Here is a 23,812-nt window from a genome sequence, read left to right as displayed (position 1 = left end):
CTTATCATCAGTGGTCTGGCCCGCTTCAAGCAGGCCAGTTTTAGGACCTTGATCGTCGGTCAGGAACAGCAGTTCGGGTGCATCCGGCGGCGTAGTATCGATGCGCATGGTGCGTAAAGTGGGCGCGCTTAGGTTACCGGCTCTGTCCAGAGTACGGATGGAGACGCTGTAATCGCCGTCAGGGAAAGGTTCAGTCGCGGTCCAGGTAAACAGGCCGGTTTTCGGATCCACCGGTACTTCAAACAGCTTGATACCAATGTAGAGCTGAACAATCACGCCCGTTTTGCCTTTCTCACCTGAATCGCCACCGATGGTCGGCAGATCAATCGGGCTGTTAATAAATTTGGTTCCGGTGTAGTCAAGAATATTCATCGATAAAGGTCCTTCTATTAATAACTTAAGTTAATGGTATTGATTTGCGTGTTCAGCCACGCGCTGAGGCGTGCACTGAAACCCGCGAGGCCGGCGGGAAAGGTAATCGAAGTGGTAATTTACGCAGACGAGAAAGGTCTCAAAGCATCCTGGGACGCTGCCTATCGCAGCCATAAGATTTTGCTGATGCATTATGTGTTAGCGCCACAGCATAAAATTTCTTTCCGCCGGCAAAATCACCGCATCCTGTGCGTTAGCCGCCTTGCTTCAGTTTCCGCAGCTGTGCTAACCCTCTTACACTGATTTCAACCGATACAAGGAGTTGTCATGAGCTCTCTCAACATTGCTGATCACGAGTGGCAGCGCGATGCGTTTACCGTTTCCACCGATCGCGCCCGGCTGGATTTTGACTGGATCCATCAACAGCTGACGGAAAAATCCTACTGGGCCAAAGATCAGTCGCGCGTTAAAACCGAGCGCGCCTTTGCCGGATCGCTGGCCTTTGGCGTCTATCACCAGCACCAGCAAATTGGCTTCGCGCGTTTAGTGACGGATTACACCCGTTTCGGCTGGCTGTGTGATGTGATGATTGATGAAAACTGGCGCGGTCATGGATTGGGAAGCTGGCTGGCGAGCTGCGTGCGGGCGCATCCGGAATTAGCGACCGTACATCGCTGGATGCTCTCGACCAATGATGCACATCTGCTGTATCAGCGCCTCGGCTGGCGCGTGGTGCAGGATGCAAACAAACTGATGGAATTTCCTCCCTCCTGACACTGGAGTTTCACATGGGTTACCGCGTTGGCGTCGATATTGGCGGATCGTTTACCGATTTCGCCGTGCTGGATGAACACACCAATCAGATACACACGTTGAAAGTGCTGTCGCGACCGGATCAACCCGGCAGCGAAATCCTCAGCGGATTAACCCAGCTGCAGCAGCGCGACGGCATTGATCCAAACCAGATTGACTACTTCACCCACGGCACCACCGTCGGCATTAATGCGGTGATTCAGCGACGCGGCGTGCGATTGGCGCTGTTCGCCACCGACGGCTTTTGCGACGTGCTGGAGCTGGCTCGACTCAAGATCCCGCACATCCACGATTTGTTCTCGCGCCGCCCGGCACCGTTGATTTCGCGCGATCGGGTGTTCGCCATCAAAGAGCGCACCGATCGCCACGGCAAGGTGTTAACAGACGTTGATCGGCAAAGCGTGCTCAATGCCATCAATGCCGCGCGCGCCGCCGGTTGTCAGGGCATTGTGGTGTCGCTGTTGCACAGCTATCGCAATCGCCATAATGAAGCGGCGGTGAAAGCCATTATTGATGAACACGCGCCCGAGCTGCTGACCTCCTGTTCCGCTGATATCTGGCCGATCATCCGCGAATACGAACGCACCATTACCGCCACCATCAACGCCTATGTGCAGCCGATGGTGATTAACTACCTCGAATCCTTTGAGCGCGCGCTGAAAACCATGGGCGTTCAACCGCCGCCGCGCATCACCAAATCCAACGGCGGCGTGATGGGCGTTGAGCAGGCGAAAAGCGAATGCGTGCAGATGGTGCTGTCCGGCACCGCATCGGGCGTGATTGGCGCTAGCTTCCTCGCCAGCGCCTGCGGCTTCGATAAAATCCTCAGCCTCGATATTGGCGGCACCAGCGCTGACGTGGCGGTGATCGTTGCGGGACAAGTGGCGCAGGGCAACGGCGAAACCATCGGTGATTTCCCGATCTACATTCCGTCGGTGGCGGTGACTTCAGTGGGTCAGGGCGGCGGTTCGCTGGCGTGGATCGACAATCAAGGCGTGCTGCAAATGGGGCCAGACAGCGCCGGATCGCTGCCGGGTCCGGTGTGTTTCCAGCGCGGCGGTACGCAGCCAACCGCCACCGATGCCTTTGCCGCCTGCGGCATGATTGGTCACGGCGATCTCGGCTACAACGCGGTGCAGGTGGATGTCGCCGCCGCACGCGCCGCATGGCAGCCGCTGGCCGATACGCTGGGCATCACGGTGGAAGAGACCGCCGAAACCGCCATCGAACTGGCGATCTCCAGCATGTACGGCGACACCAGCGGCTTGCTGTCGCGCTTTGGGCTCGATCCGCGCGAGTTCTGGTTCCTGGCCTTTGGCGGCGCGGGCCCGATGATGGGTTGCTTCCTGGCGCGCGAGCTGAATATGAAAGGGGTGATTGTGCCGCCGACGCCCGGCGTGCTGTCGGCGCTGGGCGGTTTGGTCGCCGATATCCGTAATGACTTTATTCGCACGCTGTACAGCGATCTCGATGCTTCGCTGGCGGATCGACTGGCAACCGAAGCCGAGGCATTAAGCCTGCGCGCGCGCAGTTGGCTCAGCGAACAGCACGGTGCGCACATGCCGTTCACGCTGCACTACAGCGCCGATATGCGTTATCGCGGGCAATCGTTTGAAATTGAAGTGGCGCTGGAGCCGCATTGGCTGGCGCAGGCCAATGTTGCAGCGCTGCATGATGCTTTTGACCGCCAGCATCAGCAGCTGTTTGGTCACGCTGATGCTGGCGCGCCGGTGCAGATCATCAATCTGCGTTTAGTGATCGCCTCGCCTACGCCGAAACCCACGCTGAATCAGCTCGCCGCCGCAGATGCGCCAGTTGTAGTGGCGCAGCAGGTTAGCGCGTGGATCGACGGTGCATCGCATCAGGTCGATGTGGTACGCCGCGCCACGCTGCGCGCCGGACATCAACTCACCGGTCCGGTGATTATCGCGCAGGACGATTGCACCACTTGCGTGCCACCAAAAATGAAAGTGGATGTGGATAGCTTTGGCAACCTGCTGATTACGCCACAGGAGGCGAATTAACATGGCGATTGACGGACGTAACCTACAAATTTTGGCGAACTACTGCGCGGCCGCCGCTGATGCCATGGCCTTCACCTTAATGCGCACCGCGCACTCCACTTTCGTCAAAGAGACGGAAGATTTTTCCTGCCAGATTGTCAGCCGCGACGGCCTGGCATTCGCCTCACCGCGCAGTTTCGGCGCGCCCTGGTACAGCGGCATCGATTACGGCCCGGTGTTGGCGCTGATCGATAGCTATCAGGACGGCGATATCTGCATTACCAATGACTCCTATGCAGGCAATGTAGCGACGCACTCACCGGATATCCATATCTGGAAGCCGGTGTTTCACGGCGGCGAGATTGTCTGCTTTGTGGTGGGACATATTCATAACACCGACGTTGGCGGCGCAGTGCCCGCTTCACTGTCGCGCTCGCTTACCGACATTGTGCAGGAAGGGATTCGTATTCCGCCGCTGAAAATCGTGCGTAACGGCGAGTTGAATGAAGAAGTGGCGCGCATTATGCGCCTTAACGTGCGCGCGCCGGAGCAAAACTGGGGCGACTTCAAAGCGCAGATCGCTTCGGTTAACGTCGGTGAACGCAAGATCCACGACATCATTGCGCGTTTTGGCATTGAAGATTTCCTGCAAGGCATCGCTGGCATTCTCGATTACGCCGAAGCGCAGGCGCGCAGCATTATCACCACCATTCCGGATGGCGAATATTTCTATGCCGATTTCGCCGATGAAGATGGCGAAGGCGGTTTCCCGTGCCGTGTGGCGATCACTTTGCGCGTCAGCGGCGACACGCTGGAACTGGATTACACCGGCAGCGATCCGCAGCTGGCTTCGTCGCTGAACATGCCGACCGGCGGACGCGAAAGGCATCCGCTGGCGCTGGTCGGCGTAACTTATGTGCTGGCGACACTGGATCGCAATCTGCTGCTCAACGCCGGCACCCTGCGACCGACCCGCGCCATTTTGCCGCCGGGCACGGTGATGAACTGCGAAGCCCCGGCGGCGGTCGGCATGCGCTCGCTGACCTGCGCGCTGTCACAAATTGCCACGCTTGGCGTGTTTTCGCAGGCGATCCCGGAACGCTTGCCGGCCAACTCGCCGGGCGGTAACTCGATCATGAACATCCGCACCACCGACAGCGCCAACCGCAGCGTGGTGGCCTCGCTCGGTCCGGTCGGCGGCGGCGCAGGCGGCACGCCGCGCCACGATGGTCCGGACGGATCGGGCGGCTTATCGGCGTTTCTGAAAAATACGCCGATTGAGATAAACGAAGCTGAAGTGCCGATCCATTTCCATCGCTACGGCTTAGCCGCCGACAGCGCCGGAGCCGGACGTTTTCGTGGCGGTTTAGCCACCGAGATGGCGTTTGAAGTTTTTGCGCCGAATACCACGGTGACGGCGCGCAACCGCAACCGTTCGGTGTTTGCGTCGGCGGGCGTGCTGGGCGGCGAATCCGGCGGGCTGTCGCACTTCCGCACGCTACGTAACGGTACGGCGATTGAACACGGCAACACTGATGTTATTCACTGCCAGCCGGGCGATATCGTCGAGGTGCGCGGACCCGGCGCGGGCGGTTACGGTTTGCCGCTGGAGCGCGATGTGCAGCAAGTGTTGGCGGATGTGCGCTGCGGGTTTGTTTCTGAGCGGGTGGCGCGCGACAGTTATGGCGTAGCGCTACGTGACGGTGAGGTTGATGCAGCCGCAACAGCGCGGCTGCGGATGGAAATGCCATCTGTTGCGGCACAGCATTTTGATCACGGCGCGGCGCGTACCGCGTTTGAAGCGGTATGGACGCCGGAACGCTATCGATTGCTGACGGCGTTTCTGGCAGCGGCACCGGTGAGCTGGCGTCACTTCCTTAAGCAGCAGGTGTTTAACGCCGTAGCCGCCGAGCGCGATACGCCGCCGCTGGACGTGCAGATGCAGACGATCTTCGACCAGTTAAAACAGCGTTATCCGGCGATGACAAATATTCGTGGTTAATAGGTATTGAACCTAACATTCGCACAATCCGTAGCGGCGCAATTCATTGCGCAACGCCGGGATGGGCACCGTGCCGCCATTAACACGCGCGATAAATCGCGCCGCTACAAATCTGTGCGGTTGGTGGGTATTGAACCTAACATTCGCACAGTCCGTAGCGGCGCAATTTATTGCGCAATGCCGGGATGGGCACTGTGCAGCCATTTACATGCGCGATAAATCGCACCACTACGGTAAGGTGCGTTTAGCCTGCTGAGTAATAACTATCTAACTCCCAGCGTAATGGATTTTGCTCAATATATTGTCTGGCAAAATATAACTCCCGCTCATCACGAATAATGCGTTCATAAAAGTTTCGTTGCCAAAGTGATTGCTGACAGATGCGGCTAACGCCAGCTTTGTATAACGCCATTATTTTTGCCAACGTAAATACGGTTTCATCGGTTAACCAGATAATTCCATGCAAGTGATTAGGCATCAGGACAAACGCATCTAACTTAACACCAGGTATTCGTGACGAGATGGCAAACCATTCCTGTTTTGCAGTAAGGCCAATGGACGAAGGGATCAAAATTGAGTTTTCAATATAGCCAAAAAGTGGTGCGCGTAAGTGAGTAACTATTGTAATGAAGTAAGCACCTTGTGAAGTGTAGTCATAATAAGGTAAACGAGTGTTTTTACGTCTTTTCATTAGCGTCTCCTTTTTTCAGGAGAGTCTTTTATAAAAAACGGCTTGTCTGTTTTAGCGTTTATTCTGTTGAGCTGGATTCCAAATAATTTTCAAAAGAAGAAAAGAACGCGATAAATCGCGCCGCTACAAATCCGTGCGGTTTGTGTGTGCTGAACCCAACATACGCACAATTCGTAGCGGCGCAATTTATTGCGTTGTGTTGACCTTTTAAAATCAACTGAACGCGATAAATCGCGCCGCTACAACCCTCTGCGATTTGAATATACGAAACACAAATTCGCTACTCTTCACATCATCTTCTCAATCTCACTAAACGGCACCGCGTGGCTAAACAAATACCCTTGCAGCTGATTGCAGCCTGCATCGGCCAGCGCGTTTTTCTGGCCTTCGGTTTCTACACCTTCGGCGGTCACCGTTAAACCCATCGCGTGACCCAGCCGCACCACCGATTCCACAATCGCGGTGGAGTTTTGCGCCACGCCCAGCGACTGGGTAAACGAACGGTCGATTTTGATTTTATCCACCGGGAAGGTGCTGAGGTAGTTAAGGCTCGAATAGCCGGTACCAAAATCATCCAGCGCAATGCGGAAACCGGCTTCGCGCAGCGCGATGATGCTGTTGCGCGCCTCGTGTTCATCCTCAATCAGCACGCCTTCGGTGATCTCCAGCTCCATGCGCTGCGGATCGGCGCCTTCTTCCTGCACGATATGGATGATGCGCTCGACAAAATTCACCGCGCGGAACTGCACTGGCGAGACGTTCACCGCCACCACAATATCCGGCAGCTTCAGCGCGGTTTTGCAGGCTTCGCGCAGCACCCATTCGCCCAGCGGAATGATCATGCCGGTCTCTTCGGCGATGGCGATAAAATCACCCGGCGAAACGTCGCCGCGCATGGCGTGATGCCAGCGCAGCAGCGCTTCCAATCCCACCACTTGCTGGCCGCTGATATCCATTAATGGCTGATACCACACCGCTAATCCTTCAAACTTCACCAGCGCCTGACGCAAATCTGATGCCATCTGCTGGCGGGTGCGCAGCGATTCATCCATCACTTTCTCGAACTGGCGATACTGGCCGCGCCCGTGATTCTTGGCGTCGTAAAGCGCGATATCCGCTTTGCGCATCAGCTCCATCCGGTCGATGCCATCCTTCGGTGCCAGCGCCAGACCCACGCTGACGCCGACCCACAGCTCGCTGCCGACCAGCTGATACGGCTCGCTGAGGCGGCTAATAATGCGTTTCGCCAGCGATTGCACCTGACCAATATTATCGACATCCGGCATCACGATAATAAACTCGTCGCCGCCAATGCGGCCAACCGTGTCGCTGGCCCGCACAATGTCATTGAGACGGCGCGCCACTTCCATGATCAACTCATCACCGGCGTGGTGACCGTAGGTATCGTTGATGTTTTTAAAGCGATCGAGATCCAGCAGCAGCAACGCCACGCGCTGATCGTGGCGTCCGGCCACCGCCAGCGCCTGGGTTAAGCGATCTTCCACCAGTGAACGATTCGGCAAACCGGTGAGGACATCATGGAAAGCCAGGTGCTGCGCCTGCGCTTCGCTGGCACCCAGTTTCAGCAGCGACTGCGAAAGCTTAAGTGACGAGGTCCAGATGCGGCGCACCATCACCAAACACAGCACGGTAATCAGGATCACCGACAGCAAGGTGGAAGGGCCGATGGTGCGCATCATCTGCGCGCCGGGCTTATCGGGATTCCAGCTGAGATAGCCGACCGGTTCACCCTGTTGTGAATTCAGCAGATAACGCGCTTTGGTTTTCCCCGCTGGCTCGCTGTCGCTGAAATTCAACTGGCGCAGCTGGCTGCGATCGGCGAGGTTGCGCAGATAGCCATCATCGAGAAACTTAATGCTCACCAGACGATAGCGCCCGGCCTGTTTGGTGCTGCTGATATCGCCCACCGCCAGCGCGGCGGCGCGTTGGCCGATACGTACGAAATCGGCGTGATCGGTGGGGCCCGCCACCACATCGCTGTTTTGCACCAGCGGACTTTTCAGCATGTCCTGTAGATAAGGACCGATGCGTTTGTCCGGCACCGGCTGGCCGTTGCGCCACACGTTGATCAGCTGGTTGTCGCGGTCCAGCAGCACCACCAGCTGGTGATCAAACATGTCATACAGCCAGCCGCCAACATTTTGCGTCAGCCAGCTTTGATCGGGATGCGGCGACGCCAGCTGATCGGCCAGCGGTGACCAGCGCGTCAGGCTGCGCAGCTGGCGCAAATGTTCCGTCAGGCTCTGGGTAAAGGATGCCTCGATCATGCGCTGTTGCTGATCGCGCGCTTCGTTATTGCTTAACGATGTCCCCCAGAACAGACCCACGCCCGCGCCGACAAAGGTAAGCAGCAAAATTGCCATCAGCGGCAAAATAACTTCACGAACAAAGTTGCGGCGAAAACCATCCGATAGTTTTATTGCGTTAATCATTTTAAGGTTGGCCTGACAAGAAGGATTCATCTTTTAACTTAGCAGAACATGCCCAAGCTGTACTGCGTAAGGGTGGTGAAAGCGTGATGTAAATAAGCGGTAAATTTTTGAACACTGTCACAAACAGAACAGTTAAAAATAATTTATTAAATCCGCTGCCGTTTCGCTGCGATTCTGCTGCCCTAAAGCAAATTCATCCGCCCGTCATTGAGCCGTCACGGCGCTGTCATCTGACATGCGCAATGTAATCGCCATCCCGCAGCAAGCCCGCTGCGTTCCTCAACCAATGCGAATGAGGTATTGAGCGTGATGGAGATATCCAGACATCCGACCACTGTTTATCAGGCCGTTGCCGCCCAACTGGAGCAGGCGCTGCAGGAGCGTTATCGCTGCGGCGACTATCTGCCTTCTGAACAGCAGCTGGCCGATCACTACGAAGTTAATCGTCACACCTTGCGGCGCGCGGTTGATGAGCTGGTCAACAAAGGCCTGCTGCAACGGCGTCACGGCGTGGGCATTTTGGTGCTGATGCGTCCTTACGATTATCCGCTGCATGCGCAGGCTCGCTTCAGTCAGAACCTGATGGAGCAGGGCAGTCATCCCACCAGCGAGCGTCTGCTGGCGGTGCTGCGTCCGGCAAGCAGCGATGTGGCGAGCGCGCTGGGCGTGAATGAAGGCGACAACGTTATCCATTTGCGCACGCTGCGCCGCGTCAATGGCGTGGCGGTGTGCGTCATCAACCACTTCCTGGCGGAACTCAGCTGGTGGCCAGCGCTGCAACAGTTTCACAGCGGTTCGCTGCACGACTTTATGCAGCAGCAGCTCGGCCTGAGCCTGACGCGCAGCCAAACCCGCATCAGCACCCGTCGCGCGCAGGCCAAAGAGTGCAAGCAGCTGGAGATTGCGCTGCAGTCGCCGCTGCTGTGCGTGCGCACCCTGAATAAACATAGCGACGGTCAGGTAGCGGAATACTCCGTCAGCCTGACGCGTGGCGACATGATTGAACTGACTCTGGAGCACGAATGACACAGCAAACAGCCCGCCAGCACTGGCTCTCGGTGCTGGCGCACAGTGAAGCCAGCCAGCTTGAGGCGCACTGGCAGCCGTTACGTATCAACGCTGATTTTGAACGCATCCGTCCGGCGGAAACCGGTTTAACCCGCCTGCAGGCGCGCATGGGCGGCAGCGGCAAGCGCTTCGTGATGGGCGATGCCACGGTGACGCGCGCGGTAGTGAAACTGCATGACGGCACGCTCGGCTTTAGCTACGTGCTGGGGCGCGACAAATCGCACGCCGAACGCTGCGCGCTGATTGATGCGCTGCTGCAACAGCCGGAAACCCAGGCGCTGTTACAGGAAAAATTGATTGCCCCGCTGGCGGCCCTGCGTGAAGAGCAGCGTCAGCTGCGCGCGCGTGAAATCGCCAGCTCCAAAGTGGATTTCTTTACGCTGGTTCGCGGAGATAACTGATGACTTTACTGGCAAGTTTTAACCATCCGGTTGCCGATGCCCAACGTGCTTTTCGCCGCATCCTCAAAGCGATGAGCGAGCCGGGCGTGATGGTGTCGCTGCCGCTGCAACAGGGCTGGGGCGATCTGTCGCCGGCGGCTACAGCGGTGCTGCTGACGCTGGTCGATCAGGAGAGCGCGCTGTGGCTGGATGGCCGCATTGATAATGACGTGGTGCGCAGCAATCTGCGTTTCCACACCGGCGTGCCGATTGTCGATGAGCGCGATGCACCTTTTGCGCTGACGCACGCGGCGGCCAATCCTGATCCGGCGCTGTTCGCTTCTGGCGACAACATGTCGCCGGAAAAAAGCACCACGCTGATTGTGGAAGTACCGTCACTGAGCGGCGGTTTAACGCTGCGCCTGTCGGGTCCCGGCTTACGTGAGCCGCGCGCCATTGCGCCGCAGCTGCCGGAAGCGATTCTGCATTATTTGCGCGAGCGTCCGCATCCGTTCCCACAGGGCGTGGATCTGATTTTCACCTGCGGTGAAGCGATGATGGCGCTGCCACGCACCACCGACGTGGAGGTGTGCTGATGTACGTTGCGGTCAAAGGGGGCGAAAAGGCGATAGCCAGCGCCCATGAGCTGCAGGCCGATCTGCGCCGTGGCGATCGCGAGGTCGCCGAATTGGGCTGCGATCAGGTCGCGCAACAGTTGGGTTTAGCGGTCGATCGCGTGATGACCGAAGGCGGCATCTACGATCCGCAACTGGCGGCGTTAGCGATCAAACAGGCGAGCGGCGATCTGGTGGAAGCGATCTTCCTGCTGCGCGCCTATCGCACCACGCTGCCGCGCCTCGCCGATAGCCTGGCGCTGGCAACAGATGAAATGCGCATCGAGCGCCGTATCTCAGCGGTTTACAAAGATTTGCCGGGCGGCCAGGTGCTCGGTCCAACCTACGATTACAGCCACCGTCTGCTCGATTTCACGCTGCTGGCGAATGGCGAAACGCCCGCCGCACCGCGTGACGATCAGGCGCTGCCACAACGTTGTCCGCACGTGTTCAGCATGATGACGGCAGAAGGATTGGCGGCACGCGAAGAGGATGACGGCAGCGAGCCGTGCGACATCACCCGCGAACCGCCAGGCTATCCGGCCACGCGCGCCGCACGGCTGCAACAGCTGGTGCGCGGCGACGAAGGTTTTCTGCTGGCGCTGAGCTACTCGACGCAGCGCGGCTACGGCCGCAACCATCCGTTCGCCGGCGAAATCCGTACCGGCTATCTCAGCGTCGCCATCTGCCCGGAAGAGCTGGGCTTTGAGATTGAGATTGGCGAAATCCTGCTGACCGAATGCGAGATGGTGAACGGCTTCACCACCGAAACCGATCTCGCGCCGCACTTTACGCGCGGTTACGGCCTGGTGTTTGGTCGCTGCGAGCGTAAAGCGATGGCGATGGCGCTGGTGGATCGCGCGCTGCAGGCGCCGGAGTACAACGAACGCATCGCTGGCCCGGCGCAGGATGAAGAGTTTGTCTTGTCGCATGCCGACAACGTGGAAGCGGCGGGCTTTGTCTCGCATCTGAAACTGCCGCACTACGTCGATTTCCAGGCGGAGCTTGAGCTGCTGAAACGGCTGCGCCAACAGCATCAGGAGCAGAACCATGAGTGAGTTAACCGGCTACAACAACGGTTATCTGGACGAACAGACCAAACGCACCATCCGCCGCGCGATTCTTAAAGCGGTGGCGATTCCCGGTTATCAGGTGCCGTTTGCCGGACGCGAAATGCCGATGCCGTACGGCTGGGGCACCGGCGGCATTCAGATCACCGCCAGCATTATTGGCGATGCCGATGTGCTGAAAGTCATCGATCAGGGCGCGGATGACACCACCAACGCGGTGTCGATTCGTCGCTTCTTCCAGCGTGTCAGCGGCGCGGCCACCACCGAACGCACTATTGACGCCACGCTGATCCAGACGCGTCACCGCATTCCGGAAACGCCGCTCGAGGAAGATCAGATTTTGATTTTCCAGGTGCCGATCCCCGAGCCGCTGCGCTTTATCGAGCCGCGCGAGACCGAAACCCGCACCATGCACGCGCTGGAGGAGTACGGCATCATGCAGGTGAAACTGTATGAAGATATCGCCCGCTACGGCCATATCGCCACCACCTATGCCTATCCGGTGAAGGTCAACGATCGCTACGTGATGGATCCGTCGCCGATCCCTAAATTCGACAACCCCAAGATGCACATGATGCCGGCGCTGCAGCTGTTTGGTGCCGGGCGTGAGAAACGCATCTATGCGCTGCCGCCGTACACCAAAGTGGAAAGCCTCGACTTCGACGATCACCCGTTCAGCGTGCAGCAGTGGGAAGAACCCTGCGCGCTGTGCGGTTCGCGCCACAGCTACCTCGACGAGGTGGTGATGGATGACGCCGGTACGCGCATGTTTGTTTGCTCCGATACCGATTTTTGCCACCAGCAGCAGGAACAACAGCATGCACAGTGAACAGCCGCTGCTTGCGGTCAACAATCTCACCCATCTTTACGCGCCCGGCAAAGGGTTTGAAGAGGTGAGTTTTGAGCTCTATCCCGGCGAAGTGTTAGGCATTGTCGGCGAATCCGGATCGGGTAAAACCACGCTGTTGCGCAGCCTGTCGGCACGCTTAGCGCCGCAGCAGGGCAACATTCTTTATCGCGCGCAGAATCTCTATCAGCTGAGCGAGAGCGATCGCCGCCGCTTGCTGCGCACCGAATGGGGCGTGGTGCATCAGCATCCGCTCGACGGTTTGCGTCCGCAGGTGACGGCGGGCGGCAACATCGGCGAGCGGCTGATGGCGGTGGGCCATCGTCATTACGGCGATATCCGCGAGGAGGCGATGCGCTGGTTGCAGGATGTCGAAATCCCGGCCAACCGCATCGACGATTTGCCCACCACCTTTTCGGGCGGTATGCAGCAGCGTTTACAGATTGCGCGCAACCTGGTGACGCAGCCGACGCTGGTGTTTATGGATGAGCCGACCGGCGGTTTGGATGTGTCGGTGCAGGCGCGCCTGCTGGATTTGCTGCGCACGCTGGTGCGCGAGCTGAATCTGGCGGTGGTGATTGTGACGCACGATCTCGGCGTGGCACGTTTGCTGGCGCATCGCCTGTTGGTGATGAAGCAGGGCCGCGTGGTGGAAAGCGGGCTGACCGACCGGGTGCTGGACGATCCGCATCATCCGTATACGCAGTTGTTGGTTTCATCGGTTTTGGCGTAGGGCAACGTCAAAACAACGCGATGAATCGCGCCGCTACGAACCGTGCGGTTTGTGGGCACGCAATCTGATGCCCGCACATACCGTAGCGGCGCAATTTATTGCGCAATGCCGAGAGCCGTGCGAGGTGTGAATGTGGTGAGAAATAACAAATATCAGGAAATAAACATGCAACCTTTATTGCGCGTAGAGCATCTGAGCAAAACCTTTGTGCTGCACAACCAAAGCAGCGCCGCGCTGCCGGTGTTGCAGGACGCCAATCTTGAGGTCAACGGCGGTGAATGTGTGGTGCTGCACGGCCGTTCCGGCAGCGGAAAATCCACCTTACTGCGTGCGCTGTACGGCAACTATCAGGCCAACAGCGGCCATATCTGGCTGCAACATCAGGGTGAATGGATCGACATGGCCAGTGCACCGGCGCGCCAGATTCTGGCGATTCGCTGTCACACCATCGGCTGGGTCAGCCAGTTTTTGCGCGTGATTCCGCGCGTGCCGACGCTGGAAATCGTCATGCAACCGCTGCTGGAACGCGGCGTTGAACGCGCCTTCTGCGAGAAGCGCGCCAAAGAGCTACTGACGCGCCTCAACGTACCCGAGCGTTTATGGTCGCTGGCACCGTCCACCTTCTCCGGTGGCGAACAGCAGCGCGTCAATATCGCGCGCGGTTTTATCGCCGACTATCCGGTGCTGTTGCTGGATGAACCCACCGCCTCGCTCGACAGCGCCAACAGCGCCGCGGTGGTGGAATTGATTGAACAGGCGCGCACGCGGGGTGCCGCCATTGTCGGTATTTTCCATGACGAAGCGGTGCGCAACCGCGTGGCCGATCGCCTGCACGTCATGCAGCCCGTGAACACAGGAGCAGAAGCATGATCGTCAATAACGTCCAACTGGTGCTGGAAAACGAAGTGGTCAGTGGCTCGCTGGAAATCCGCGACGGCCGCATCGCCAGTTTTAGCGACAGCGCCAGCCAGTTACCGGGCGCGCTGGATGGCGAAAACGCCTTTCTGCTGCCGGGGTTGGTGGAGCTGCATACCGACAATCTCGACAAGTTCTTCACGCCGCGCCCGAAAGTGGATTGGCCGGCACATTCGGCGATGAGCAGCCACGATGCGCTGATGGTCGCCAGCGGCATCACCACGGTGCTGGATGCAATTGGCGTCGGTGACGTGCGCGACGGCGGACATCGCATCGAAAACCTCACTAAGATGATCGACGCGATTCAGGACAGCAATCGCAAAGGCATTAACCGCGCCGATCACCATTTGCATCTGCGCTGCGAGCTGCCGCATCACACCACGCTGCCGCTATTTGAAAAGCTGATGAGCACGCCGGAGTTGTCATTGGTGTCGCTAATGGATCACTCGCCGGGCCAGCGCCAGTACACCTCGCTGGCGATGTATCGCACCTATTTCCAGGGCAAATATCACCTCAGCGATGGGCAGATGGATCAGTTTGAGCGTGAACAGTTGGCGCTGGCGGCTGAGTTTTCAACGCCAAATCGCAACGCCATCGCTGGCCTATGCCGTTCACGCGGTATTCCCATCGCCAGCCACGATGACGCCACGGCGGCGCACGTCGCCGAATCCCATGATGTTGGCAGCGCCATCGCCGAATTCCCCACCACGCTGGAGGCGGCTCGCGCATCACGTGACTGCGGCATGCAGGTGCTGATGGGCGCGCCCAACATCGTGCGCGGTGGCTCGCACTCCGGCAACGTGGCGGCGGCGGAACTCGCCAGCCACGGCCTGCTGGATATTCTCTCCTCCGACTATTATCCCGCCAGCTTGCTCGATGCGGTGTTCCGGCTGGTGGCCGATGAGCGCAACACGCTGACGCTGCCGCAGGCGGCTGCGCTGGTGACCAGTAATCCGGCGCGGGCGATTGGTCTGCACGATCGCGGACGCATCGCCGAAGGGCTGCGTGCCGATCTGGTGCTGGCGCATACCGAACATGGTCATTCGCACATTCGTCACGTCTGGTCGCAAGGCAAGCTGGTGTTCTGATGGCGCGCCTGATCTGGCTTACCGGGCCTTCGGGCTCGGGAAAAGACAGCCTGCTGAACGCGCTGCGCGAAGCGCCGCCGGAGAATCTGCTGATCGCCCATCGCTACATTACGCGCGCCGCCGATGCGGGCGGCGAGAACCATGTGGCGCTGAGCGAGGCGGAGTTCCGACGGCGTGAGGCGCTGGGTTTGTTCGCCGTCAGCTGGCAGGCGCACGGCATGTACTACGGGCTGGGCGAGGAGATCGATCTGTGGCTGGCGCGCGGGCTGAACGTGCTGGTTAACGGTTCACGTCTGCATCTGCCGATTGTTCAGCAGCATTACGGCACGCAGCTGCTGCCGCTGGTGTTGCAGGTTTCTCCGGCGGTGCTGGAGACGCGATTGCGGCAGCGCGGGCGCGAAGATGAGGCGGGCATCGCCAAACGGCTGGCGCGCGCCGCCGAACCGCTGCCCGCGTATTGTTACGCGTTGAATAATGATGGCGCGTTGAGCAGTACGCTTGAAGAGCTGCGACGTTTGCTGGGTGCGCGATAAATCGCGCCGCTACGGATACGTGCGTTTTGTGTGTCCCGTTCTCACCATTCGTAGCGGCGCAATTTATTGCGCAATGTTCGGAGTGTACGTTTTGTATGTGCCATTCGCACCATTCGTAGCGGCGCAATTTATTGCGCAATGTCCGGATGGGCAGGGTGTTGAAATATGAGTCGTGGCATCAGAACACGCTGTCACCGTTTAATCATTTTACTGTCATCAAGCTTTCATCCGTTTTGCCCGTAATAGCGTGCAATCAACACCTCAGAAGAGATGGAGTGCAACATGGCACAGGCATTACTGAAAACCGTCGTCGACAATCCATTCCCGCCGATTATCGGGCAGGGCAACAAGGTGCTGTCGGTGCAGGGATTGTGCAAAGCGTACGGCGCCAACCAGGTGCTGGATAACGTCAGCTTCGATCTGCATGCGGGCGAGCTGGTAGCGGTGATTGGCCGCTCAGGCGCAGGCAAATCGACACTGTTACACATGCTCAACGGCACCATCAGCGCTTCGCAGGGCGCGATCCTCAGCAATCGCCACGGCGAAGTGGATCGCGATGTGGTGACGCTAAATAGCCGCCAGATGCGCGAGTGGCGCAGCGAATGCGGCATGATTTTCCAGGACTTCTGTCTGGTGCCGCGCCTCGACGTACTGACCAACGTGCTGCTCGGGCGTTTAAGCCAGACCTCGACATTGAAATCCTTCTTCAAAGTCTTCTCCGAAACCGACCGCGCCCGCGCTATCGAACTGCTGCAGTGGATGAACATGCTGCCGCAGGCGCTGCAGCGTGCGGAAAACCTCTCCGGCGGCCAGATGCAGCGCGTGGCGATTTGCCGGGCGCTGATGCAGAACCCGCGCATCCTGCTGGCGGACGAACCGGTGGCGTCACTCGATCCGAAAAACACCAAGCGCATCATGGACGTGCTGCGCCAGGTGAGCGAGCAGGGCATCAGCGTGATGGTGAACCTGCACTCGATTGAATTGGTAAAAAGCTACTGCAGCCGCGTCATCGGTATTCAGCGCGGCAAAGTGCTGTTTGATGGACATCCTTCCCAGTTGACCGACGGCCTGATGCATGAGCTGTACGGCGACGAAATTAACCAGCTCCACTAACTCCCACGGCAAGAGAAAACCTAAGAATGAAACTGACTTCTTTAGCTTTACTGACTATTGCGATGGCATTTGGCGCAAACGCAGCGGATGCACCAAAAGAGTTGAACCTCGGGATTCTTGGCGGCCAGAACGCCACGCAGCAGATTGGTGATAACCAATGCGTGAAAGATTTCTTCGATAAAGAGCTGCAGGTGGATACCAAACTGCGCAACTCGTCTGACTATTCAGGCGTGATTCAGGGCTTGCTGGGTAACAAAATCGACCTGGTGCTGAGCATGTCGCCAGCCTCTTTTGCCTCGGTTTACCTGCAGAACCCGAAAGCGGTGGATGTGGTGGGCATCGTGGTGGACGACAAAGACGGTTCGCAGGGTTATCACTCGGTGGTGATCGTTAAAGCCGACAGCCCGTACAAAAAGCTGGAAGACCTGAAAGGCAAATCGTTTGGCATGGCCGATCCGGATTCCACTTCCGGGTTCCTGATGCCGAACCAGGCGTTCAAGAAAGAGTTTGGCGGCACGGTTGACGATAAGTACAACAACACCTTCTCCAGCGTCACCTTCTCCGGCGGCCACGAGCAGGACATCCTCGGCGTGCTGAACGGCCAGTTCGAAGGCGCGGTGACCTGGACGTCGCTGATTGGCGACCGCGAAACCGGTTATACCTCCGGTGCCTTTGGTCGTTTGATTCGTATGGATCATCCGGACCTGATGAAGCAAATCCGCATCATCTGGCAGTCGCCGCTGATCCCGAACGGCCCGATTCTGGTCAGCAACAATCTGCCCGCTGACTTCAAAGCGAAAGTGGTGGCAACCATCAAGAAACTGGATAAAGAAGATCACGGCTGCTTTGTTAAAGCGGTTGGTGGCACCCAGCACATCGGCCCGGCTACCGTGGCGGATTACCAGAATATCATCGATATGAAGCGTGATTTGATGAAGGGTACGCGCGGTTAATTTTGGTGGGGTGCTTGCTGTCCCCCTCCTCGATCCGTGCTCGCTGTCCCCCTCCTCGGTCCTCCCCCACAAGTGTGGGAGGAAGATGGTGCAAAATGCAACGCTGAAGTCGCATGTGGCAGCATCTCCTTCCCCCACTTGTGGGGGAAGGCCGGGATGGGGGACAGCGAGCACCCTCCAGCACGCACCCTCCAGCATACATCCTCCCAACCAACAGGAATCCCCCCTTGACCGATTTCGAACACTACTACCAACGCATCCGCCGCCAGCAAAAGCGCGACTCGCTGCTGTGGTCGCTGCTGTTGCTGGCGCTCTATCTGGCCGCGGGCAAGATGGCGGAATTTAACCTGCTTACCGTCTGGCAGTCGCTGCCACACTTTTTCGACTACATCGGCGAAACTTTGCCGGTGCTGCATCTCTCGCTGCTGTTTGCCGATGGCAAAACCGAAGGTTCGCTGGCCTATTGGGGCTATCGTTTGCACTTCCAGCTGCCGCTGATTTGGGAAACCTTACAGCTGGCGCTGTCGTCCACCATCGTGGCGGTGGCCGTGGCGGGCGTGCTGGCGTTCTTCGCCGCCGACAACACCCAAACGCCGCGCAGCCTGCGTATGGCGATCCGCGCGTTTGTCGCCTTTCTGCGCACCATGCCCGAACTGGCGTGGGCGGTGATGTTCGTGATGGCGTTCGGTATCGGAGCCATTCCCGGCTTCCTCGCGCTGGCGCTGCACACCGTCGGCAGCCTGACCAAACTGTTTTACGAAGCGATTGAGAGCGCCTCGGATAAACCGGTGCGCGGCCTCGCGGCGTGCGGTGCCAGCAAACTGCAGCGCATGCGCTTTGCCTTCTGGCCGCAGGTTAAACCGACGTTTCTTTCCTACAGCTTTATGCGTCTGGAGATCAACTTCCGTTCCTCCACCATCCTCGGATTGGTGGGCGCGGGCGGTATCGGGCAAGAGCTGATGACCAATATCAAACTCGATCGATACGATCAGGTCAGCATCACGCTGTTGCTGATCATTGTGGTGGTGTCGCTGCTGGACACGCTGTCCGGCTGGCTGCGTCGCCGCGTAGTGGAAGGAGACGCAGCATGATCGCTTTAGCGCCGGATGTCGCCAAACTCAAGCAGGAGCATGCCGCCCTGTTTGCCGCGCAGCACCGCTATCTGCGCCGCGTCGCGCTGGTGGCGCTGGCCATCGCGCTCTATTACCTGTTCTTTTTCGAGTTTTTTGGCATTGAGTGGAGCCGTTTTCTCATCGGCTGCCAGCAGCTCAGCCGCTATTTCCTGCGCATGTTTGTCTGGCAGGATTTCCTCAACTGGCCGTTTGGTTATTACTTCACGCAGGTCGGTATTACGCTGGCGATTGTGTTTTCCGGCACGCTGACCGCTTCACTGATCGCCTTGCCGGTCTCGTTCCTGGCGGCGCGCAACGTAATGCACGATCCGCTGACGCGTCCGATTTCGCTGGTCGTGCGTCGCGTACTGGATGTGCTGCGCGGTATCGATATGGCGATTTGGGGGCTGATCTTCGTGCGCGCCGTCGGCATGGGGCCGCTGGCTGGCGTGCTGGCGATAGTGATGCAGGATGTCGGCCTGCTCGGCAAACTCTATGCTGAAGGGCACGAAGCGGTGGAGCGTTCACCGAGTCGCGGCCTCAGCGCGGTCGGCGCGAACAGCCTGCAAAAACATCGCTACGGCATTTTCACCCAATCGTTCCCGACCTTCCTCGCGCTCAGCCTGTATCAGATTGAGTCCAACACCCGTTCAGCGGCGGTGCTGGGATTCGTTGGTGCAGGTGGCGTCGGCCTGGTGTATGCCGAGAATATGCGTCTGTGGAACTGGGATGTGGTGATGTTCCTGACCCTGATTCTGGTGGCGGTGGTGATGATCATGGATGTTGTCTCCAGCAAGCTGCGTAAACGTTACATCACGGGGAAAGGGGTGCCGTTGTGGCAGCCTGCCGCGCGCGACTAAGCCGTTCACTGCGCTGCCACGCGCGCTCCAGCGCCTGCACCAGCTGCGCCTGATGCCAGGGTTTCGCCAGCCGCTCACACAGCGGCAACGTTACCTGTGTCTGGCGCAGATCCTGACCGCTGATCAACACCGTCGCCAGATGCGGCCACTGCGCCTGCGCCTGGCGAATCACATCCGCGCCGTTAATGCCGCCCGGCAGCATCAAATCACTGATTAACAGATCGATATCCGGCGTCTGGCGCAGCAGCGTCAGCGCGCTTTCGCCGTCGCCACACTCCAGCGTCAGATAACCAAGCTGATGCAGATGTTCGCACAGCGTTTGCCGCACCGTCGGTTCATCATCAAGCACCAACACCAGCCGATCGTTGCTGGCCTGCGGCACCAGCGGCGGCGGCACGCTGAGCGGTTGCGCCGCTTCGGGCGCGCGCGGCAATAACAGCCGCACGGTGGTGCCTTGTCCCGGCGCGGTTTCCAGCTCAATCTGGCCGCCGGATTGCCGCACAAAGCCATACACCATCGATAAGCCCAAACCGCTGCCGCTGCCGATGGCTTTGGTGGTGAAGAACGGCTCGAACACCTGTTCGCGCACCTCGGCCGACATGCCGCAGCCGTGATCGATCACTTCAATAGTGACGCGATCGCGCTTGCCGTCGGCTTCCTGTTTGCGCTGATTCCAGATACGCAGGCGGATTTCGCCGCTTTGCTGCGCCATCGCATCGCGCGCGTTGACCACCAGATTGATCAGCGCGTTCTCCAGCTGTCCGGCATCGATCCACGCTGGCCAGCCGGGACGCTGCGCATCGATCACCAGTTGCTGGCCGGGCAGCAGCGCGTGCTGCAGCAGCGAATGCAGATTATCCACCAGCTCCACCACCGACACCGCGCGCGGGTAGAGCGCCTGCTTGCGTGAGAAGGCCAGCAAGCGCTGCGTCAGCTGCGCCGCGCGGTCGGCGGCCTGACGCGCGCGCTCGATGCGGCTGGCGAGCGTGCCGGGCGGCAGCTGATCGACGGTTAACGCCAGGCTGCCGATGATCACCGCCAGCAGATTATTGAAGTCGTGCGCCAGTCCGCCGGTCAGCTGTCCCACCGCTTTCATCTTCTGGCTGTGCAGCAGCGCTTCCTCCAGCGCTTTGCGCGTGGTGCGTTCCAGCACGGTATTCACCATGCCGCGCCGCGGCACCGGGCTGAAGCGCAGCTCCAGCGTGCGTCCATCCGCCAGCCGCACTTCCTGCGCATCAGCTAATCCGTTGAGCTCGACATCGACACGTTTTAATAGCTGCTGATAGTGCAAACCGCGATGCAGTTCGCGCGGCGCGATGCCGAGCAGCTCGGCATATTGCGCATTCCACACCACCAGCTGACCGCTGTTATCGAACAGCGCAAAGCCGTCGCGCATGGCGAGAAAGGTCGATTCCAGCTGGTTGCTTTTCTCTTTCAGCAGGCGCGAAGTGTGCGCCAGCGAGGCGGTATTGCGGGCAAACACGTTGAAGGCGCGCGCCAGATCGCCCAGCTCATCGCGCCGCGCCAGACCCGGCACGTTAACGCTCTTTTCACCCTGCGCCAGCCGTGTCATGGCATGGGCGATGGCGGTCAGACTCGAACCGAGATTACGGTAGATGTAGTAACCGGCGTAACCGGTGATCAGCAGCGCCAGCAGCATAAACAGGCCGATAAAGCCGATGATCGAATCCAGCTCTTCATGCGTCACCGCGCTGCGTGCGTCACTCTGCTGCGCTACCAGTTGCACATAATGGGTGATGTCGTCGTTGAGCATCGCCACCAGCGCTTTGATGCGATAGGTGGCGTAGGCGATGGCGATATCACTCTGCTCCAGCTGCTGCGCCACCGGCTGCAAATCAGTGCTGGTGGCGATCAGCCGCTGCACCTGGGTATTCAGCACGCCGTTAAGCCTTAACGCTTGCCACTGGCGCAGCACCGATTGCAGTTGCTGCACTGCGGCCTGCGGCGCGCTGGATTGAATCGCCACGCTGAATAAGCTGTGCGTTTGCTGGCGCAGCGCGGCAGAAGGGGAATCGGTGTGTGTCAGCAGGTCAATGCGATTGAGTAACAGCTGTGATTGCCACAAACCGCTCAGCATCACGTTGCGCTGCAGATGGCGCTGATGACCGGCGCGCAGCAACTGATTGATGGTCTGTTCCAGCATCTGGCTGCGCTCGCGAATGCGCGTCAGCAGCTGCGGCTGCTGCGCCGCCAGCGGCGCATTCGCCAGCAAGCTCAGCGACCGTTGCAGCTCCTGCTGCGTTTGCTGCAGGCGCGCCGATTCGCTCTGATACTCCAGCGCGCCGACCACCTGCGATAAACGCACCGCGGCGATCGCCACATTGGCGGTATCGCGCGCCAGCGCCAGGCTGCCGTTCATATCGGCCAGCGTTTGTGCCTGCGCCTGTTCCTGAATGTGACCTGCGTGGCGAAATCCAAAAATCGCGACCAGGCTCACCGCCAGCGTCACTGACATCACCAGCAGATTAAACAGCAGCAGGCGACTGCGTGCGCCCGCGTGCCAGTGCAGACTGTGACTCATGGCTGCCACTCCTTACCGCTCAACTGCTGGCGAGTATAGAAGCGCGATCGGGGCGAAATATGACAAATGTGAATGGCCGCTGACATTTTCCATTTATCTAAGGAGGCTTTACTCGCTGCAACCTTTGCCAGCAGGAGTCTGTAAATGGATGCCACACCGATACTCTCCATGCGGGGAATCACCCGACGCTTTGGCAACTTCTATGCGCTTAAGGGCGTGGATCTCACGGTCTGGCCCGGCGAAGTGCATGCGCTGATGGGCGAAAACGGCGCGGGCAAAAGTACATTGATGAAAATTCTGGCCGGTGCCTATACCGCCAGCAGCGGGGAAATTCTTATCGACGGCCAGCCGTATGTCATAAAAGGCCCAAAAGAGGCGTTGGCGGCGGGCATCACACTGATTTATCAGGAGATCAATCTGGCACCCAATCTGACGGTGGCGGAGAACATCTTTCTCGGCAGTGAAATCACGCGCGCTGGGCTGGTGAAGCGTCGCCAGATGGCGGAAGAGGCGCAGCGGGTGATTGATCGTTTGGGTGCGCAGTTCAGCGCCACCGATCTGGTGAGCCGCCTGAGCATTGCCGAGCAGCAGCAGGTGGAAATCGCCCGCGCGCTGCACCGCAACAGCCGCATTCTGGTGATGGATGAGCCGACTGCCGCACTCTCGAACCGGGAAACCGAGCAGCTGTTTGCGCTGATTAAACGGCTGCGCAGCGAAGGGATGGCGATTATCTACATCAGCCATCGCATGGCGGAAGTGTATGAGCTGTCGGATCGCGTTAGCGTGCTGCGCGACGGGCAGTACGTCGGCAGCCTGACGCGCGAGCAGCTCAACGCCAGCGAGCTGGTGCGCATGATGGTCGGGCGTCCGCTCAGCGATCTGTTCAACAAAGACCGCAACATTCCGCTCGGCGACATTCGTCTCGCGGTCAATCATCTGTGCGACAAACACAAAGTGCATCCCAGCAGCCTGTCGGTGCGTGCCGGTGAGATCGTCGGCCTTGCGGGACTGGTCGGCGCCGGGCGCAGCGAACTGGCGCAGCTGATTTTTGGCGTGCATCAACCGAGCGGCGGTGAGATCTGGATCGACGGGGAAAAAGTGCAGATTCACTCGCCGCGCGACGCCATTGCGCGCGGCATCGGCTTTCTTACCGAGAACCGCAAAGAGCAGGGTTTGTTCCTTGAATTGGCGGCGCAGGACAACATTGTGATGGCGACGCTGGAGCGCGACGCCAGCTACGGCCTGCTTAATCGGCGCAAAGGGCAGAAGATCGCCAGCGAGGCGATTGATGCGCTGAACATTCGCGTGCCACATGCGCAGGTGCGCGCGGGTGGCTTATCCGGTGGCAATCAGCAGAAGCTGCTGATTTCACGCTGGGTGGCGATTGCGCCGCGCATCCTGATTCTCGATGAGCCGACGCGCGGCGTCGATGTCGGCGCCAAGAGCGAAATCTACCGCATGATGCAGCAGATGGCGCAGCAGGGCGTGGCGATTTTGATGATCTCCAGCGAGTTACCGGAAGTGGTGGGCATGAGCGACCGCGTCTATGTGATGCGGGAAGGCGCCATCGCCGGTGAGTTGAGTGGGGCAGAGATTAGCCAGGAAAACATTATGACACTGGCCACCGGCGCGCAGCCGGTTCAGGCCTGA

Annotated in this window: 20 protein-coding genes and 1 pseudogene; 17 read left to right on the top strand and 4 right to left on the bottom strand. The window is 59.0% G+C overall.

Annotation, left to right across the window (positions count from 1 at the left end; all coding sequences use genetic code 11):
- Positions 1–372 (bottom strand): annotated as a pseudogene (locus HX773_RS19645) (hypothetical protein); the annotation flags it as partial.
- Between the two features lie 327 nt (positions 373–699).
- Here HX773_RS19645 and HX773_RS19640 point away from each other — a divergent pair.
- The 3 genes from HX773_RS19640 to HX773_RS19630 are packed head-to-tail and all read left to right on the top strand — an operon-like array spanning position 700 to position 5,190.
- Entirely contained in the window at positions 700–1,146 is a 447-nt protein-coding gene (locus tag HX773_RS19640) for a GNAT family N-acetyltransferase (RefSeq protein ID WP_176972923.1), read from the top strand.
- A 14-nt stretch (positions 1,147–1,160) separates the two neighbouring features.
- The gene (locus HX773_RS19635) at positions 1,161–3,209 is read left to right on the top strand and encodes a hydantoinase/oxoprolinase family protein (RefSeq protein WP_176972922.1); all 2,049 of its coding nucleotides are present in this window, start codon (positions 1,161–1,163) and stop codon (positions 3,207–3,209) included.
- Position 3,210: 1 nt separating this feature from the next.
- Positions 3,211–5,190: a hydantoinase B/oxoprolinase family protein gene (locus HX773_RS19630; protein ID WP_176972921.1), complete on the top strand. Its 1,980-nt coding sequence runs from the start codon at positions 3,211–3,213 to the stop codon at positions 5,188–5,190.
- Between the two features lie 244 nt (positions 5,191–5,434).
- Here HX773_RS19630 and HX773_RS19625 read toward each other — a convergent pair whose 3' ends face one another.
- On the bottom strand, positions 5,435–5,881 hold the full coding sequence (locus HX773_RS19625; RefSeq protein WP_176972920.1) for a transposase: 447 nt from the start codon (positions 5,879–5,881) through the stop codon (positions 5,435–5,437).
- A 287-nt stretch (positions 5,882–6,168) separates the two neighbouring features.
- Entirely contained in the window at positions 6,169–8,334 is a 2,166-nt protein-coding gene (locus HX773_RS19620; protein WP_176972919.1) for an EAL domain-containing protein, read from the bottom strand.
- Positions 8,335–8,643: 309 nt separating this feature from the next.
- Between HX773_RS19620 and phnF the strand changes: the two genes are divergently transcribed.
- The 13 genes from phnF to phnE (HX773_RS19555) all read left to right on the top strand — a co-directional run bounded on the left by phnF (position 8,644) and on the right by phnE (HX773_RS19555) (position 19,620).
- Positions 8,644–9,360, top strand: a complete 717-nt coding sequence (gene phnF, locus HX773_RS19615; RefSeq protein WP_008105516.1) for a phosphonate metabolism transcriptional regulator PhnF — start codon at positions 8,644–8,646, stop codon at positions 9,358–9,360.
- Positions 9,357–9,803, top strand: coding sequence for a phosphonate C-P lyase system protein PhnG (phnG, locus tag HX773_RS19610; protein WP_176972918.1), 447 nt, complete (start codon positions 9,357–9,359; stop codon positions 9,801–9,803). The genes phnF and phnG overlap by 4 nt, the downstream gene beginning before the upstream one ends.
- Positions 9,803–10,378: a phosphonate C-P lyase system protein PhnH gene (phnH, locus tag HX773_RS19605; protein ID WP_176972917.1), complete on the top strand. Its 576-nt coding sequence runs from the start codon at positions 9,803–9,805 to the stop codon at positions 10,376–10,378. Before phnG ends, phnH begins: the two co-directional genes overlap by 1 nt.
- Positions 10,378–11,454 carry a carbon-phosphorus lyase complex subunit PhnI gene (locus tag HX773_RS19600; RefSeq protein WP_176972916.1) on the top strand — a complete coding sequence of 359 codons (1,077 nt, stop codon included), beginning with the start codon at positions 10,378–10,380 and terminating at the stop codon, positions 11,452–11,454. The genes phnH and HX773_RS19600 overlap by 1 nt, the downstream gene beginning before the upstream one ends.
- Positions 11,447–12,295, top strand: coding sequence for an alpha-D-ribose 1-methylphosphonate 5-phosphate C-P-lyase PhnJ (locus HX773_RS19595; RefSeq protein WP_154157365.1), 849 nt, complete (start codon positions 11,447–11,449; stop codon positions 12,293–12,295). The genes HX773_RS19600 and HX773_RS19595 overlap by 8 nt, the downstream gene beginning before the upstream one ends.
- Entirely contained in the window at positions 12,285–13,046 is a 762-nt protein-coding gene (gene phnK, locus HX773_RS19590; protein ID WP_176972915.1) for a phosphonate C-P lyase system protein PhnK, read from the top strand. The genes HX773_RS19595 and phnK overlap by 11 nt, the downstream gene beginning before the upstream one ends.
- Positions 13,047–13,211: 165 nt before the next feature.
- On the top strand, positions 13,212–13,916 hold the full coding sequence (gene phnL, locus HX773_RS19585; protein ID WP_176972914.1) for a phosphonate C-P lyase system protein PhnL: 705 nt from the start codon (positions 13,212–13,214) through the stop codon (positions 13,914–13,916).
- Positions 13,913–15,049, top strand: coding sequence for an alpha-D-ribose 1-methylphosphonate 5-triphosphate diphosphatase (gene phnM, locus HX773_RS19580; RefSeq protein WP_176972913.1), 1,137 nt, complete (start codon positions 13,913–13,915; stop codon positions 15,047–15,049). The genes phnL and phnM overlap by 4 nt, the downstream gene beginning before the upstream one ends.
- The gene (gene phnN, locus HX773_RS19575) at positions 15,049–15,582 is read left to right on the top strand and encodes a ribose 1,5-bisphosphokinase (RefSeq protein ID WP_176972912.1); all 534 of its coding nucleotides are present in this window, start codon (positions 15,049–15,051) and stop codon (positions 15,580–15,582) included. The genes phnM and phnN overlap by 1 nt, the downstream gene beginning before the upstream one ends.
- Positions 15,583–15,864: 282 nt before the next feature.
- Positions 15,865–16,695, top strand: a complete 831-nt coding sequence (gene phnC / locus HX773_RS19570) for a phosphonate ABC transporter ATP-binding protein (protein WP_176972911.1) — start codon at positions 15,865–15,867, stop codon at positions 16,693–16,695.
- A 26-nt stretch (positions 16,696–16,721) separates the two neighbouring features.
- Positions 16,722–17,648, top strand: a complete 927-nt coding sequence (gene phnD / locus HX773_RS19565) for a phosphonate ABC transporter substrate-binding protein (protein WP_008105497.1) — start codon at positions 16,722–16,724, stop codon at positions 17,646–17,648.
- Positions 17,649–17,875: 227 nt separating this feature from the next.
- The gene (gene phnE / locus HX773_RS19560; RefSeq protein ID WP_176972910.1) at positions 17,876–18,739 is read left to right on the top strand and encodes a phosphonate ABC transporter, permease protein PhnE; all 864 of its coding nucleotides are present in this window, start codon (positions 17,876–17,878) and stop codon (positions 18,737–18,739) included.
- Positions 18,736–19,620: a phosphonate ABC transporter, permease protein PhnE gene (phnE, locus tag HX773_RS19555; protein ID WP_176972909.1), complete on the top strand. Its 885-nt coding sequence runs from the start codon at positions 18,736–18,738 to the stop codon at positions 19,618–19,620. The genes phnE (HX773_RS19560) and phnE (HX773_RS19555) overlap by 4 nt, the downstream gene beginning before the upstream one ends.
- Here phnE (HX773_RS19555) and HX773_RS19550 read toward each other — a convergent pair.
- Entirely contained in the window at positions 19,574–22,162 is a 2,589-nt protein-coding gene (locus HX773_RS19550) for an ATP-binding protein (RefSeq protein ID WP_176972908.1), read from the bottom strand. The two genes, phnE (HX773_RS19555) and HX773_RS19550, sit on opposite strands and share 47 nt — an antisense overlap.
- Positions 22,163–22,306: 144 nt before the next feature.
- Between HX773_RS19550 and HX773_RS19545 the strand changes: the two genes are divergently transcribed.
- Positions 22,307–23,812: a sugar ABC transporter ATP-binding protein gene (locus HX773_RS19545; RefSeq protein ID WP_176972907.1), complete on the top strand. Its 1,506-nt coding sequence runs from the start codon at positions 22,307–22,309 to the stop codon at positions 23,810–23,812.

The sequence above is a fragment of the Pantoea sp. B9002 genome, assembly GCF_013385945.1.
Lineage (GTDB): Bacteria > Pseudomonadota > Gammaproteobacteria > Enterobacterales > Enterobacteriaceae > Pantoea.
Note: the sequence above shows the minus strand (reverse complement) of the source record. Positions and strands in the feature narration are given on the sequence as shown.